9 protein-coding genes are annotated in these 16,615 nt (G+C 43.1%); 7 read left to right on the top strand and 2 right to left on the bottom strand.

Features of this window, described 5'->3' with window-relative positions:
- Positions 1–33: 33 nt before the first annotated feature.
- From ACFQZX_RS12905 to ACFQZX_RS12875, 7 genes are read left to right on the top strand one after another with little or no spacing between them, the layout of a single operon-like run.
- Complete coding sequence (locus tag ACFQZX_RS12905) at positions 34–2,079, top strand: SusC/RagA family TonB-linked outer membrane protein (RefSeq protein WP_377115946.1); 2,046 nt, start codon at positions 34–36, stop codon at positions 2,077–2,079.
- Positions 2,080–2,094: 15 nt separating this feature from the next.
- The gene (locus tag ACFQZX_RS12900; RefSeq protein WP_377116175.1) at positions 2,095–3,183 is read left to right on the top strand and encodes a TonB-dependent receptor domain-containing protein; all 1,089 of its coding nucleotides are present in this window, start codon (positions 2,095–2,097) and stop codon (positions 3,181–3,183) included.
- 28 nt (positions 3,184–3,211) lie between these two features.
- Positions 3,212–4,843: a RagB/SusD family nutrient uptake outer membrane protein gene (locus ACFQZX_RS12895; protein ID WP_377115944.1), complete on the top strand. Its 1,632-nt coding sequence runs from the start codon at positions 3,212–3,214 to the stop codon at positions 4,841–4,843.
- 19 nt (positions 4,844–4,862) lie between these two features.
- Entirely contained in the window at positions 4,863–5,981 is a 1,119-nt protein-coding gene (locus ACFQZX_RS12890) for a SusE domain-containing protein (RefSeq protein ID WP_377115942.1), read from the top strand.
- A 51-nt stretch (positions 5,982–6,032) separates the two neighbouring features.
- Positions 6,033–7,256: a glycoside hydrolase family 76 protein gene (locus tag ACFQZX_RS12885; protein WP_377115940.1), complete on the top strand. Its 1,224-nt coding sequence runs from the start codon at positions 6,033–6,035 to the stop codon at positions 7,254–7,256.
- A gap of 33 nt (positions 7,257–7,289) precedes the next feature.
- On the top strand, positions 7,290–9,656 hold the full coding sequence (locus tag ACFQZX_RS12880) for a GH92 family glycosyl hydrolase (protein WP_377115938.1): 2,367 nt from the start codon (positions 7,290–7,292) through the stop codon (positions 9,654–9,656).
- Between the two features lie 7 nt (positions 9,657–9,663).
- The gene (locus ACFQZX_RS12875) at positions 9,664–10,845 is read left to right on the top strand and encodes a glycoside hydrolase family 76 protein (RefSeq protein WP_377115936.1); all 1,182 of its coding nucleotides are present in this window, start codon (positions 9,664–9,666) and stop codon (positions 10,843–10,845) included.
- A 343-nt stretch (positions 10,846–11,188) separates the two neighbouring features.
- Here the strand turns inward: ACFQZX_RS12875 and ACFQZX_RS12870 are convergent, their stop codons facing one another.
- Together ACFQZX_RS12870 and ACFQZX_RS12865 are read right to left on the bottom strand one after the other, a co-directional pair.
- Entirely contained in the window at positions 11,189–12,964 is a 1,776-nt protein-coding gene (locus tag ACFQZX_RS12870) for a RagB/SusD family nutrient uptake outer membrane protein (protein ID WP_377115934.1), read from the bottom strand.
- 18 nt (positions 12,965–12,982) lie between these two features.
- Positions 12,983–16,528 carry a TonB-dependent receptor gene (locus ACFQZX_RS12865; protein WP_377115932.1) on the bottom strand — a complete coding sequence of 1,182 codons (3,546 nt, stop codon included), beginning with the start codon at positions 16,526–16,528 and terminating at the stop codon, positions 12,983–12,985.
- Between the last annotated feature and the right edge of the window lie 87 nt (positions 16,529–16,615).

Genomic DNA, 16,615 nt, shown 5'->3' with positions numbered 1-16,615 from the left:
CATTAATAAACTAACCAACTAACCCTAAAAAATATGAGATCAAAATTATTACACAACTTTAAACGCAAGTGGCTTTTTAGCCGGCCATTGCTTGCCATGCTTTGTGCCGCAGGAGGAGTCAGCGGCATGGCAAACGCAGCACCCGTAAAAACATCAGCTCATTTAACCGTCAACCGGTTCGACATCACAGTAAGTGGTCGCGTTGTAGATGAAAACAATCAGGCTCTTCCAGGTGTAAGCGTAAGCATTGCAGGAACAACCATTGGCACTGTGACCGATGTGAATGGAAGGTATAAACTTAACGTGCCTGACACTTATGCGGGACGCAGTATCACCTACTCCTTTTTGGGTTTCGCTACACAAACCACACCCATTAGTGGCCGTAACGAAATTAATATAACGCTAAAACCTAATAACACCAGCCTTGATGAAGTGGTTGTGGTTGGCTATGGTACTCAAAAACGCATAAACGTTACCGGTGCCGTAGGAACGATCAGCTCAAAAAATATTGAGAATAAACCGGTGCTTAACACTTACCAGGCGCTGCAGGGTGAGTCTCCCAATTTGATCATACAACAAACTAATCTTAATCCGGGCAGCGATGTTACCGTAAACATCCGTGGTGTTAACTCTTTAGGAGACAATACACCTCTTGTAGTGATTGACGGTATAATCGGCGGTAATTTGAATACCATTAACCCTAATGATATTGCCAGTGTATCGGTACTTAAAGACGCAGGTTCCGCTGCTATCTATGGTTCGCGTGCGGCCAACGGCGTTATTTTGGTTACCACTAAAGCCGGCAGATTAAATGCCAAACCGACGGTTAACTACAATGGTAGTTACGGTTTGCAGGATGCAAACGTTTTGGTTCATAAAGTTGATGCGTGGGACAACGCTTATTATAAAAACCAATCGCTCATTAACTCGGGTCTGCCGCCTGCATACACCCCCGAGCAAATACAGGCATTGAAAGATGAGGGGAACGGAACCTGGGATATTGAGCATCTTTTGAAAAAGGCACCGCTTCAATCGCATAATGTGAGCATTAGCGGCGGCGGCGAAACAAATTCTTATTACGTATCGGCAGGTTATCAAAATCAGGGAAGCAACCTGATAGGCAATGGCGGCAGCGGAGCCGACTTTGGTTACCAGAAATACAACCTGCGATTAAATCAAACTTCGCAGATAGGTAAATTCAAAACAAACATTATTCTTAATTACACCAAAACGCGTAACAAAACAAACAGCGTTGGTGATAATAACATTTTTGCCGACGCCAATCGTGTGCCGCATAATTATAACTGGAAGGATGAGAATGGAAACTATCTGACCAATCCGGTAGCATCTCAGTATAATGAGTATGGCGTATTGGAAAAAGGTGGTTATAACCAGGCGGACAATGATGAGATATTCGGCTCATTTACCGGACAGTTAAACGTTACCAAAGATTTGCGAATTACCGGTCAGTTTGGTGGTACTATACAAAATAACGGGACATTTTTCCGCCGTACACAAGTTGATTACCTTCCGGCCGGAGTTTATGGTAATGACCTGTCCGTGTTAGATGGTAACAGCAAATCGCTTTTAACTGATACCAAGGTTTTTGCAGAGTACAGTAAAAAAATAACCGATCATACTTTCAAGATACAGGCAGGTGTCGAGAGCGAAACTTATAGTCAGCGAGGCTTCCAGTTGCAAAAAACCTTTACTGATCCCTTATTGGGTACATCTACAACAGGTACTATTATTGATGCAAATGCTTCTACAAACAGCATCGCGGTCAACTCAAATGCCTTGCTTTCTGTGATCGGACGCTTAAATTATTCATATAAAGATAAATACTTGTTTGAAGCGTTGTTCCGTAATGATGCGTCCTCTAAGTTTGCAGCGGGTAAAAGAGCAAGCTTTTTCCCATCTGTGAGCGCCGGCTGGATTGTGACGCAGGAGTCGTTTATGCAATCGTTAAAGAATACTTTAACTACTTTAAAGTTAAGGGCCTCATACGGTACAGTGGGTAACCAAAACGTTAATAATTTCCAATATCAAACCACTTATTTTAACTATCCTAATGCCTAAGGATTTGGTAACAATATTGTTGGTGGCGCGGGAACAAACATTGCTAACCCTGACATAGGCTGGGAAAGATCAGCTAAACTAAACATCGGGTTAGATGCAGGTTTATTTGATAATAAGATCGTAGCTACATTTGACTACTTCCGTTCTACAACAAGTAATATTCTGGCACCGCGTGCTGATGTACCTTTCATATTTGGTGCCGCATCTCCTGATTATAACGTAGCAAAAGTGCGAAACACCGGTTGGGAAGCTTCGGTAACCTATAATTTGCGCAGTAAGGATGTTACACAAAGCTTTAGTTTAAATGTGGCAGATAACCAGAATAAGTTGTTAAAGCTTACCGGCAGCGCAACAGAAACCATCTATAACCAGGATGTATTTCAACTGATAAGACGCGTAGGCTCTCCTATAACTCAATATTACGGTTATGAGACCAACGGCTTTTTCCAGAACCAGCAGGACATTGACAATTCACCAAAAATTGCCGGCAATAACGTGCAGCCGGGTGACTTGAAATTTAAAGATTTAAATGGTGACGGTATTATTGATGAAAAAGACAAAACTATATTAGGTAACCCATTCCCACGGTATACATTTGGTTTCACCTACCGCATTGCTTACAAGGGTTTCGACCTGTCCTTGTTTATCCAGGGTGTTGGCAAGCGTGATGCCTTTCTTCGCGGCGAATTGGTTGAGCCCTTCCATTACGGATATGGCGCTACCGTGTATGAGCATCAAACCGATATCTGGTCGCCAAGCAATCCAAACGCCCGGTACCCGATATTGGCTAATATTGGTTCGCCGTCAAACACCAACAACTGGCGTACAGGTTCAGATTTGTATAAATACGATGCCGCCTACGTACGTTTAAAGAACATAAATATTGGTTACAGCTTTAGCCCTGCAGTAACAAAAAAGCTTGGCATACAACGCCTGCGTTTATCACTTATCGGTCAAAACCTGGCAACGCTAAGCAAGCTTAAATTCATAGATCCAGAGACCTCTGAGTTTGGTAATAATCTTAACCCAGGTTCGGCATCAAACAGTGCAAGGCAATATCCGCTGCCGGTATTCTATGGGGCAGGCCTTGATGTAACATTTTAAGAACAGATCATATTTAAAATATAAGAAAATGAAATTTTTTAAAAAGCTTTTAATCGCATCTGTTACGGTTTTAGCGGCATCAGGTTGTAAGAAACTTGATATTGCACCAACAGACCGTTTCTCTGACCTTACCTTTTGGCAGGTGGATGCAAACGTATATAACGCACTTAATAATAATTACAGCCTGATTTATAATAGCGGCTTATATTTCGACGCTGAAGCGCTATCTGATAACGCTTATTCACCTTCAGGTGATCTTAATGTGATTGCCAGTGGTAACGCAACTTCGCAAACTGGCAAATTTGCGGGAGACTGGAATAACTATTATTCCGCTATTAAGTCGTGCAATATTTTTTTGGCAAACATTGACAAAAATACCACCTTGCCTGCCTCTACAAAAGCAAGGCTCGTTGCAGAAACACGTTTTATTCGTGCCTTTGAACATTTTAACCTTACTAAATGGTATGGCGATGTGCCAATTGTTGATAAGGACATTACACCCGAAGAAGCGCAGACAATATCACGTTCACCAAAAGCTGCGGTGGTGAAGTTTGTTGTTGATGAACTGGAGGCCATAGTAAACGACCTTCCAACGAGTACTAACCTGCCTGCTAACGAGAATGGCCGCATTACCAAAGGTGCTGCACTTGCATTAGAAGCAAGAGTTTTGTTGTACCAGGGCGACCGTATGGCAGATGTGGTAAGCATTTGTGAAAAACTGATTAACGAGCAGGGTACTTACGGTACTTACGGTTTAGAGACCAGTTATAGCGCATTGTTTAGTGATCCTAACGTAAATAAGAATACAAAGGAAAGCATCTTATCGTTACAGTATGTGCCCACGCTGCGCACCTGGCAAAACTTTTGGGACTTTGCACCACGTACAGTGGGCGGCCGCGTAAGCAGTATGGCACCTACACAGGAACTGGTTGACGATTATATTATGCTGAACGGAAAAGGTGTTAAAGAAGACGGCTCGGGTTATAACGAGAATAATCCTTACGTGGACCGTGATCCGCGCTTAACAGCTACAATTGTGTATGACCGGTACACCTGGGTTAATGCTAATAATACTACCAAAACTATATATATCAAACCAGGTACAGATCCTGTACAACCCGGCCTTGACGAATATAGTGCGGGCTCGCAGGCAGCATCGGCTACCGCTTATTATTGGAGAAAATATTACGACCCAAGCGCTTTAGCAAACTTCGTATCCGGCAACAACCTGCACCTCATCAGGTACGCAGAGATACTACTGGACTACGCCGAAGCTAAGCAAAGCCTCGGCCAAATGGATGCCACTGTATGGAACAAAACGATAGGTGCTTTGCGTCAACGGGCAGGCTTTACTGATCCCGGAGCGTTGAATTATCCGGGGCCGGCGAATATGACCAATATCATCCGCCGCGAGCGCAGGGTAGAGTTAGCAATGGAGGGTTTACGTGTTGATGATATCAGAAGATGGAAAATTGCTGAAACTGTAATGAACGGGTATATCCACGGCGCTAAATTCTCTACCGACCAAAATACGGATAATGGCTACATCAGGACGCAGCTGCGTAAATTCAATGCTAACCGCGATTATTTATGGGCTATACCTGCACATGATGTTGACTTGAACAAGAACCTCGGGCAAAATCCTGGTTACACCAAATAATATTAATAAAACAATCAATATGAAAAAGATAATAAAGCTGGCCGGTTGCCTGCTGTTAATGGCTATCATCGCCGCTTCCTGCAAAAAAGATAAAATGCCGCTGAACTTAAACCTGAGCCCGGTAGGCGCATTAGCTACACCAAATGATAACGCTGATGTAAAGCTGGACCCTACAGGCTCTGCAAGTGTGCTTTTCAAATGGGATGCTGCAAGTACAGATGATGGAGGACTTGTGCTTTATGAGGTCGCCTTTGATAAACAGGACGGAGATTTTAGTAAGCCTGTATCTAAGATATTATCTGATGGTGCTGGCGTACAAACACAACTTACAATCAGCCATAAAGAGCTGAACAAAATCGCCAACGCTGCGGGCATACCTTCATCAAGTACAGGTAAATTAAAATGGACGGTGATCGCTTCAAAGGGAACAAATGCCAAACCTGCATCAGCATCACGGACGCTGCAGCTTGAGCGTCCGGCTGGATTTGCTGAAAATCCGGTCGATTTATACATCACTGGTTCAGCTACTGAAGGCGGAACTGATTTGAGTAAGGCGGTGAAGTTGAAAAAAATTGAAGACGGCGTTTTTGAAACATATACCTCACTCAAAGCTGGTGATTACTATTTAACAGATAAAAATGCTGACGGGGGCAAGCAATATTACATAGAAAATGGCATTATTAAAGAAGGTTCGCAAACGACAAGTGTATCGGGTGATGCCAAAGCATATCGTTTAAACTTTGATTTTACATCTGCTACCACCAAATCGGTCGAGATACAATCTATTGGCCTGTATATGTCTGCATACGGCAAGGAGATCGGTACGCTTAACTATATAGGCAATGGCGTTTTTGAAGCGCCGAAGGTTGCGGTGGAATTCTACCAGTTTGACTGGGGTCGTGACGAGCGTTACAAATTCATTTTGCACACAGCAGCCGGATTGGAATATCAGGGCAGCACAAATCCCAACAACGTTGCACCGGCAGGCCAGCCTGCATCTTATTTTTACTTGGTGCCGGTTACTAATGCCCAGTGGGACAATACTTATAAATTTGACCCATCTGCCGACAGGAAGAATGTGAAGGTGGATGTGATGCTGCAACCAGCAGCCTATACACATAAAGTAACTGTGCTATAAATTTGTGAGCACCCGCAGCATGCTGCGGGTGCATTTTTTACATCTATCATTATGAAAAGATTAATATTAGGATTGACTGCCGCAGTTGCTATACTGATTGCATCCTGCGGGAAAGATAAAGAGATTAATCCTGGTACAGGTGGGGGTGGTACAAAACCGCCGGTAGATCCGCCTGTAACAAGTGTTGATTATTTGTCCCTGGCCAAAGAAACAAGAAATTTTATAACCAATAATTTGCTTACATCTAACTTTAGCTACCGCGCCAATACAACTACGCATGCTAATAATTGCTACGAGTGGTACAATGTAAGCCAAATATACGCCGATGCTGCCCTTATAGCTGCCGGAGATGCATCGCAAGCTACGTACATGAACAGAACATTTCAGTTCATGGAAAACTTTTGGGACAAGACAGATCTGCGCGGCGGTTATTTCGCCTCGGTAAACCTGAACGGTACCGGTGCGGCAGGCGATAAGTTTGTGGATGATAATGGCCTTACAGGCATGGTTTACCTCGAAGCTTATGAAGTAACCAGTGGCGCTGATAAGGCGGCGTACCTGGCTAAGGCAAAAGCCTGTGCCGAATGGCTGATCAATAGCGGCTTGTGGGATAGTACCTATGGGGGCGGCTTTTGGTGGAACACCTCCAAGCCCGATAAACCAACGCAATCAAACGGTGTAGCCATGCAGCTTTTTGCAAAGCTCTACACAATCACAGGAGAAACAACCTACCGGGATTGGGCAGTTAAAGTGAATGATTGGTTGCGTGCAAATATGTATGATTCGGCAAGCGGACTATACATTTGGAAAATTGACGGCGGTGGTGCCGGCACTAAGCATTACGAGAAATTTACATACGATAATGCGATTATGCTGGAAGCCGACATCCTTTTGGGCGAGGCTTTGAAAGATCCATCATATCTTGCAAAAGCGCAAGCTATTGGTAATGCCATGAATGCCATCTTATGGAACGCACAATATAAAGGGTACATTTTTAATACTGATCCTACCCAAACCCGCGTTAACCCTGCATGGTGTGGATGGGGTACACAGGGAATGATCCGTTTGTATGAGAAGGACAAAAACGAAAAGTGGCTGACTTACGCTCGTAATAACATTGATGCATTAAATAAAGCTTCCCGTAATGCCGATACCAAAGCATATTATTACTTTGCCGGATTTGCAGGGAACGATCGCTCTCCTGAAATAGAAGGCGTAGACCAAGCCTGGATGCAAAGAATACAGGCCATGATGTCAAAATATAATAATAAATAAAAGCGGTGTTGCCGCTTAGTTAAAACTATCTACATGAAATTTAAGTATAGTTCAGTTGCTGCATTCGTTGCTCTTGCATTAGCTGGTTGTAGCACCAAACGTGAAAGTATCTTAAAATACGTTGATCCGAACATCGGCACAGCTCATAGTCGCTGGTTTTTTTATACACCGGCTGCGGTGCCTTATGGTATGGCCAAGCTTGCTCCGTCAACCAATGGAAGCTATGGCAATCCTTCAGGTTGGGAGGCGGTGGGTTACGATACCCGGCAAAATTCTATCGAAGGATTTGTTCATTTCCATGAATGGCAGGTGGGTGGTGTAAGCTACATGCCAACTACCGGCGCAATTATCACCAAGCCTGGCGATCTGGAACGAAAAACACCTGGCTACCGCTCCAAGTTTGATAGAAAGAACCAGGTTGCAGAGCCGGGATATTACAAGGTGCTACTGGATGACTACAAAATTACCGCCGAACTTACTGCTACCAAGCGTGTTGGTTTTCAGCGTTACACATTCCCTAAAAACGACCAATCCCATATCATCCTGGATATAGGTAATAAGCAGGGCGAAAGTGACATTGTAACCGATGCCAACATTAAAATGCTTGATGATACTCATTTTGAAGGTTTTGTAAGCACTTACCCTAAATATGTGAAGATATACGATCCGCAAGGAAAGGTGAACATGTATTTTTACGGAGAATTAAGTAAAAAGCCTGTAAGTGTGACGGCTTTTACCGCAGAGCAATTACTGGATAAAACAGATCATGCCGAAGGTAAGGGAGCCGGGTTAGTATTGAACTATCAAACAGCAGATAATGAAACCATTGAGGTAAAAACCGGGCTTTCCTATACTTCTAATGCGAATGCCAAAGCCAATTACTTAGCTGAAGCTAAAGGCTTAAGCTTTGAAAACGCTAAAGAGCAGGCGCAGCAAACGTGGCAGGACCAACTTGGTAAAATAACTGTTGAGGATAACGATATCCAAAACAAGACCAAATTTTATACCGGGCTTTTCCATGCCTTGTTAGGCCGCGGTATAGCTAGCGATGTAAACGGCGATTACCCTAAACACAGCGGTCAGACCGGCCATTTGCCCTCGCAGGCGAATGATAAGCTTAAGGCTGAGTTTATCAATTCTGATGCGATATGGGGAGGGTTTTGGAACATAACACAATTGTGGGCGCTATCATACCCCGATTGGTATGGCAGTTTTGTAAATACGGAGCTTCAACTATATAAAGATAAAGGCTGGTTTGGAGATGGTATTGCCAACAGTGAATATGTATCGGGCGTAGGAACCAATTTTGTGGGGCTTGCAGTGGCCGGTGCCTATCAGGTGGGTATCCGTAATTATGACGTCGATTTGGCTTATGAGGCAGTAAAAGCCAACGAACTGAGCTATAAAAACCGCCCTGTGGGTTCAGGTAAATTAGATATAAAAGCATTTTTAGAGCACGGATATGTGCCTTATTTTGACCAGACCGGTCGTGATTTTGTGACCGATTCTACCGGATCAAATTTTGCCGGTTCACATACTTTGGAATATAGTTACAGCGCGTTCGCCGCTGCGCAAATGGCCAAAGCAATGGGTAAAACAGCTGACTATAACAAGTTTATCAAGCTATCTAATGGTTGGCGATATATTTTTAATCCACAAAATAAACTGATGCAACCTAAGCGCGCTAATGGCAGCTTCATTGACAAGTTTGATCCTTACCAACCATGGCGGGGGTTTCAGGAAGGCAATGCTGTACAATATACGTTTTATGTGCCGCAAAATCCAGCGGGTTTGATCAATGCAATTGGGAAAGACAATTTCAACAAACGTCTTGACAGCATATTTACCGTATCAGAAAAGCTCGGTTTTGGCGGCGGTAAAACAATCGATGCGTTTGCTGGTATCAATTCCATCTATAACCACGGCAACCAGCCTAATTTACACATCAGCTGGCTGTTCAATTTTTCTGGCAAGCCTTGGCTTACACAGAAATGGACAAGGGCAATCGGCCGTGAATTTTACGGCATAGAACCTATACATGGCTACGGTTACGGACAGGATGAAGATCAGGGACAGCTTGGATCTTGGTATGTGATCAATGCGCTCGGCTTATTTGATGTAAAAGGTCTAACCGATCTGAAACCGATCATTGAGCTTGGCAGTCCGCTATTTGCCAAAGCCACTGTTACGCTTGGTAATGGTAAAAAGCTAACGATCGAGACGCAAAATAATAGCGCAAGTAATGTATACATTCAATCGGCTTTGTTCAATGGCAAGCCACTGGATAACTGCTGGCTATATAGGGATGACTTGATGAATGGCGGCGAACTAAAATTTGTGATGGGCAATCAGCCTAATACATCCTGGGGAACAAAGGTACCACCGCCGTCGGCGCAGTAAGTACAACATGAAAAATATTTTAGCTCTTGTTTTAACAATTATATTGTTGCCATGTCTGCTATGGGCACAACCAACTGCAAATATATACAAGCAACGTGCTGAGGCGATGTACGGTTTAGTGTGGAAAAGCTATCGGGTAAGCAAGTATACCGGGCTGTTCTCGGAGAATTATCCTACTGGTAAAAGCGATTCGCTGAATTATTTTCAGGGCGAAGCTGTTAAGGAAAAAGAAGTTAGCTTTCTTTGGCCGTTCTCCGGTGTTTTTACAGCAACTAATATCCTGATGCGCGGCCATGGTCTAAAAGCCAAGTATAAACCTTACCAGGATAGTTTGGTAATTGGAATTGAGCAATACCGGGATAACCGGCGAAAGCCGCCGGGCTATCAGGCATATCCCGTTAAATTTGAAAAAACCGACCGTTATTATGATGACAATGGTTTGGTAGGTATAGATTACATGGAATCCTATTTTAATACCAGGAACCCATTGTACCTGCAGCGGGCTAAAGAGGTATTCCAATTTATTTTAAGCGGGTGGAATAATGATGTTGGCGGCGGTGTAACCTGGCTGGAGGGGCATAATGATCAGAAACCTGCCTGCAGCAATGGTATGGCCACGTTAACAGCACTCAAAATTTACGAGGGATGCAAAGAACCGTATTATTTAAATCAGGGGAAACGTTTTTACAACTGGATGTACACTACACTTAGAGATAGCTCAACCGGTATTATTACTAATGATGTGAAGCTTGATGGTAAACAAAATCGTACATTTTGGACCTATAACACCGGATCAATGATTGAGGCGGCTGTAATGCTTTATAAATTTACCGGGGAAAAGAAATACCTTGAACAGGCAAAGCAATTGGCTTTAAGCAGCTATATCTATTACAGTAACTTACCGCACAGCAAAGATTTGAAATTGCATATTGATGTGCCATGGTTTGTGACCGTGTTATTCAGAGGTTATGAAGCGCTTTATAGAATTGACCACAATTACAAATATCTTGCCGCCATTGAACACGATCTTAATTACGCATGGCAGAATTCAAGGGATAAATATGGCTTTGTAACTAAAAGCTGGTTACCCCATGAAAAGCAATTGGAAAAGCCTAAATGGCTATTAGATGAGGCTTGTATAGCTGAGCTTTACGCAAGATTATATTTACTAAAATCTAAGGCTAATTGATCTTAAATAAATATGATTTGATTGCTAACTGTGAGCTTTAACAGCTTGCGGATTGTTGCAATAAACATTAAAGTACCATTACTGATGCAATAGTTTGTAATCAGAAAAAACCCTGTAAATTAGCTAATTTACAGGGTTTTTGTAGTTTGTGATTGTCCACTTGATCGAAGCAACAGGATTTGAACATTATATATCAATTAATTGATAACAATACTTTGTAAAGCTAGCGCCCTTCACAAACAATCTATTACTTCAAAGTACCAATTGTTATAATGGCGAATTTATGAATACAATAAGAAAGCCTGCAACATTTGCAGGCTTTCTTATCCAAACCTTATTCTGTTTAATAGCCTTTATTTTGTGATAATTTTGATGTGCCGCCCGCTGCGCTCAAGTCAATTTGCCGCTGCGGGATAGGGTAATATTCATTTTTGTCTGCTGTAAAATGTCCGTTTCTTACATCGGTAGTAAGCTGGCCCTGGTAAGCAAAGTAGGTGTTAAGTTCTTTCTCGGCTATACCCCACCGCACCAGGTCAAAAAAACGATGACCTTCTAAAGCCAGTTCTATTTTACGCTCAAAGTAAATGGCCTTTAAAGCATCTTCTTTTGAACTGAACGATGCCATCGTATACAAACCAATTTTATAATTAGCTGCAGGCGTATTAGTAAAACCGCCCGTTGGTTTGGAAGGATCTTTATAGGTATGCACCCAGCCATCGGGGTTTGCGGCGCGCTTACGTACCATATTAACTAATTCCATAGCACGTGCCAGTCCGCCGGTTTGCGCCTGCGCTTCCGCATCCATCAGCAGAACATCAGAAAATCGGATGATATTATTGTTGATACCTGATCCTGGAGCCCAGGAATGGCCATCACCTTCCGTATCTTGCGTCGCCTGCCCGTAAACCATCTTTATCGGTGAATACGGTCCGGCGTAAGGCTGATTTCGTACCCAGTCATTTCCAGGGTGAATCCCCCAATCTAAGTATGGAATTCCACGTCTGCCAGCGGTCCAATCCAAACGGGGGTCTATGGTGCCTTCGTCAGGAGTAAAATCCTGAGATGATTTTAACTTCATGTCAGTTTTAATAGCATGGCTATTATAATCGTCGAGATAAGGCAAGCCGGTAGTTGGATTAGTACGAAAGTGGTTTACCAGGTCAATAGATGGTTGATAGAAACCACAGCAACCAAAAGGGCTGCCTTCGCCATATGGGAAGTTGAGCATATCGCCATTATTGGCGTTTGATATGCCACCCGGATCTGCATTGGCAGCGGCTTGTACAGCAAAAACCGATTCAGCACTATTATTTGTTGCTGCCCTGAAGTTATCTTCAAATCTTTCGTTCAACGCATAATGTTGGCCATTTGCAGTTGTTCCCTGAGCAATAACCACTTCAAATAGATCACGGGCTTGCTCAAACTTATGCTCGTAAAGGTAAGTTTTAGCTAAATACACGCCGGCAGCCCATTTATTGGCTCTTCCTGCATCTTCCTGTGAACCCGGTAGGTTTTCGTAAGCAAACTTAAAGTCGGCTTCTATTTGCGGCCAAATATCAGTGTTGTTCGGTTGATTAAAGTCGGTGGTGTTCTCGTCGATATACGGAACCTTGTCAAACATTTTCTTCAAATCAAAATAATAGTGCGCTCTTAAAAAACGCGTTTGACCGATGATGTTATTTAATTCATCTTCTGTATAGTTTTTTACAAGGGTAACAGTGCGTAATACTGTATTTGCTCTTGATATACCTTCGTAATCAGCTTTCCATTTGCTGTTGAGAAAACCATTTGTGGGATCTGTGGTAAATCTGGATATAGATTCGATCGGGGTTTGGTCACCAGGATCGCTACCTTTATTAGCATCACCACCGGCAATACCACCATATATCCAATTATCCGGAGAAGCTTCCCAAGCCCCGCCGCCACCAATGGCTGCATCGCCGCCTTGCTGGCCGTCGAGTACAGCGTAGGTGCCGATCAATAGATCGCGAACTCCTTCTTTAGTACCCAAAAACTGTCCTTCTAAGGAACCTTTTAAGGGTTGATCAATAAATTTTTTACATGCGCTCGCAAATACGGCGCTTATTATCGTCATGACAATCAATGCTTTGGTTTTCATATGATAAACTGTTTTAGATTATAATGAAACGTTAAGTCCAATCAAGAATGTGCGTGGGCTGGCGTAAGTACCCTCATCAATTCCAAAATTTAAAACGCCGCCATTGAGCTCAGGGTCGGTACCTTTGTAACCTGTAATTGTAAACAGATTTGTTGCCGACAAATACACCCTAAGTTTTTGAATGCCTACTTTTTTTAAAGTGTTAAACGTGTAACCTATTTGGGCATTACGTGCGCGCAAATAAGTGCCATTTTCAACAAAGTAAGAGTTAGGGGTAGAGCCGCTGCTCGTTGATGCGTCCAGCTCCTGTATAGGCGCCTTGGCATTATGGTTCGTCGGTGTCCATGAATCATATAAAGCCGTGTAGCTTTTTGCGGTTTCAAATGAAGAATAAAAATCTCTCCAGTACTTTACATTGTTCCAAATTTTACTGCCAAATGATCCGTATAGCAACATGTTAAAGTCGAAATTTTTATAGGTAAATCCTAAATTTAACCCGGCTGTAAAGTCAGGATTGGGGTCGCCTATGAATGTGCGGTCGCTATCGTCAATCACACCGTCACCATTTACGTCCGCATAACGGAAACGGCCAGGTTTTGTATCATTTTGATAAACAGCGTTAGAATTCCCTGTTGCATCCTGGACCTTCTTGTTTGCAGCGTCTATCTCGTCCTGCGAATTCCAGAAGCCAGCTATCTTGTAGCCGTAAAACTGACCGATTGGGTGACCTATTTCGTTACGTACCATATTGACATCAAACCTCCGAGCTATATCTGAATAAAAATAAGTTGAGGTAGAGCCGTTGGATAGTTTTAATATTTTATTGTTATAAGTGGTTAATGATAAGGTTGAGTTAAAGCTGATATCAGAATTGATCTTGAAGTTGCCGGTCACAGCAACATCTAAACCATCGGTGCGCATTTGTGCTATGTTTACATATGGCACTGTTCCGTTACCTTGCGTTCCGATCACTTCGGGATTGAATAGCAGGTCTTTTATATCCTTACGATAATAGTCTGCGGTAATTGACAGTTTGTCGCCGAATAAGGTGGCATCGAAACCAATGTTACTGTTAATGTCTTTCTCCCACTTTGCATTAGGGTTACCAATTTGTTGTTGATAAAATCCCGGCACAATGGTGGTGCCTCCGCCAATGGGATAGTAGGATTGTCCGATGCTTGAGCCCCAGGTGTTATAGGCGTTTGCAGCACCCGGGTTACCCTGGTTACCCATGATTCCCCAACCTCCACGGATCTTCAGATCGGTTAGCCAATTCACACTTTTTAAGAAACTTTCCTGTGAAATGCGCCAACCTGCGCTAAATGCCGGGAAGTAACCATAACGATGCTCCTGAGAAAATTTAGAAGATCCATCCCTACGGAAGGTTGCATTAAACAGGTATTTACCATCATAAGCGTAATCGAGACGGCCAAACAGAGAAAATAATGAGTATTCGGCCACATCGCCATAATTGCCCTGACCAGTTGCTGAACCTGTATTGAGTGTTACGTAGTTTGGATCAAAGGAGAAATAATTCTGTCTGGTTGCACCTTCATACTTCGAGTAATCCTTATAAGCCTCAGCACCCGCTACTACTTTGATAACGTGTTTATCTATAGTTTTATTAAAGGTTAGGCTATTGGTCCAGGTGTAATTCCAGTTGTTATACCAATCTTCGCCATAACCATTAGTTTGGGTGTTTTCCTTACTCTCATAAGTCGGGAAGTTGAAATAATGGGAGTTACCATTAGATATGTCCCCACCGAAAGAACTGCGGAAATTAAAATTCTTCAAAAAATCAACCTCTGCATACACGTTCCCAAATAGTCGGTAACCGATATCTCCGTTAACTTTAGAGCGTTCCTGAATGGCAACAGGGTTATTGGCGTCTCCCATGCCAGAGCCATAGCTGCCTGCATAATTACCGGCTATATCGTAAACGGGTATAATGGGCTGCTGGCGTATAGCCATGGTGATCACACCATCTGGATCGTTTCCGCCCACTTTTGGATTCTTTGTGATGGAATATGCCAGATTTTCGCCTATTCTTACGTGCTTGCTTAAGTTGTAGGCGCTATTGGCTCTCAGGGTATAACGCTTTTGATAGGTTTCTATCAAGGTGCCCTGCTGATTGTAGTAGTTAGCAGAAAAGAGGTAACTGCCTTTTTCATCGCCCGAACTGACGGCGATATTATGGCTGGTAATAGGTGCCGATTTAAATATGGCATGATACCAATCTGTACCCGACTTGTTGGCTTTCGTTATCCTGTAAAAGCTATTGAAATCATCCCCTGAGGTATAATAAGGGTTAACGTAATACAAAGAAGGGTCTGTAGCAGGATCGCCATTCTTAGCACCTGCCGGCACAATGTAATCAGGCAGGGAGTATTTATTGCCAGTCCCTGTAGGGTTATATTGTTCATCGGTGAAGTCACTCTTCTCCGGATCTGTATTTTTTTCAGCAATCAGTTTCAGGTCGGCCATTTCCTGCGGACTGAGGGTATGCCATACGTTACCACCCTTTGGCACCTGAGTGCCATAATAAGCGTCATACTGAATAGTCACCTTCCCTTTACCGCGTTTGGTAGTGATGATTATAACGCCATTTGCTGCCCTAGCACCATAGATAGATGCCGAGCTTGCATCTTTCAATATTTGGAAGCTTTCAACATCGTTAGGGTTTAGGGTGCTGACATCTTCGGTAGGGATGCCATCTACTACGTAAAGTGGGGTATTGTTACCAAAAGTATTAAACCCACGTATACGGACTTGCGGCTGTTCTCCGGGCTGCCCCGATCCGATAACCGTGACACCCGATGCCTGGCCTTGCAATTGTGTTGTTACGGATGATGATGCTGTTTTATTCAAATTCTTTACATTAACCACGGCAACCGCGCCTGTAAGGTCTTTTTTACGCTGTGTTGTGTAACCAACCACAACCACTTCGGTTAATGATTTTGACTCAGGGGCGAGCTTTATGTTAATGGTTGTTCTGTTGTTAACCGGTACCGATTGTGTTATGAACCCCACAAAACTAAACTCCAAAGTGCCTGTACCTTCCGGCAGATTTAAACTATACCGTCCCTGTATATCGGTTACAGCAGCAACGTTGGTGCCCGCCAGTTTTACCGTTACCCCAGGGAGTGTTTGACCATCCTGATCTGTCACCGTACCGGTTACGTTTAATATCTGTACCAATTGGCCATCAGCTGGTTTTACGATGACCAGGTTATTAACCACATGGAAAGTCAGCTGCTGATTTTGCAGCACTTGTTTCATTACTTCGGCTATGTCTGCATTTTTTGCATAAACAGATACGGTCTTTTTTTTATCTACCTGATCCAGTCTATAAAAAATTGAATAATCGCTTGCCTGTTCAATCTGTTTGAACATCTCTGATATTGGAACATTCTTTTTATTAAAGCTGAAAAGCGTTTGAGAAAAAACCTTGGCATGCACTTGCATAAGCCCCGTTAAAAGGAACAATGTTACAAGCTTCATAATAATGAGCATTTTGCGCGGCATGGCAAGGCATGCCAGCGTGCTTCTGTAAAAATTAATCATAAATTTGCGATGTTAATTAGTTAATACTGTGCTTCCCCAAGCGTTAGGGTATTAGCTATTAATAGAGAATAAGCCCCCGGGGTGTTA

This window comes from Mucilaginibacter litoreus (genome assembly GCF_042676805.1).
Taxonomy (GTDB): Bacteria; Bacteroidota; Bacteroidia; order Sphingobacteriales; family Sphingobacteriaceae; genus Mucilaginibacter; species Mucilaginibacter litoreus.
The sequence above is the reverse complement of the archived record's forward strand: the minus strand, read 5'-3'. Positions and strand labels throughout refer to the sequence as shown.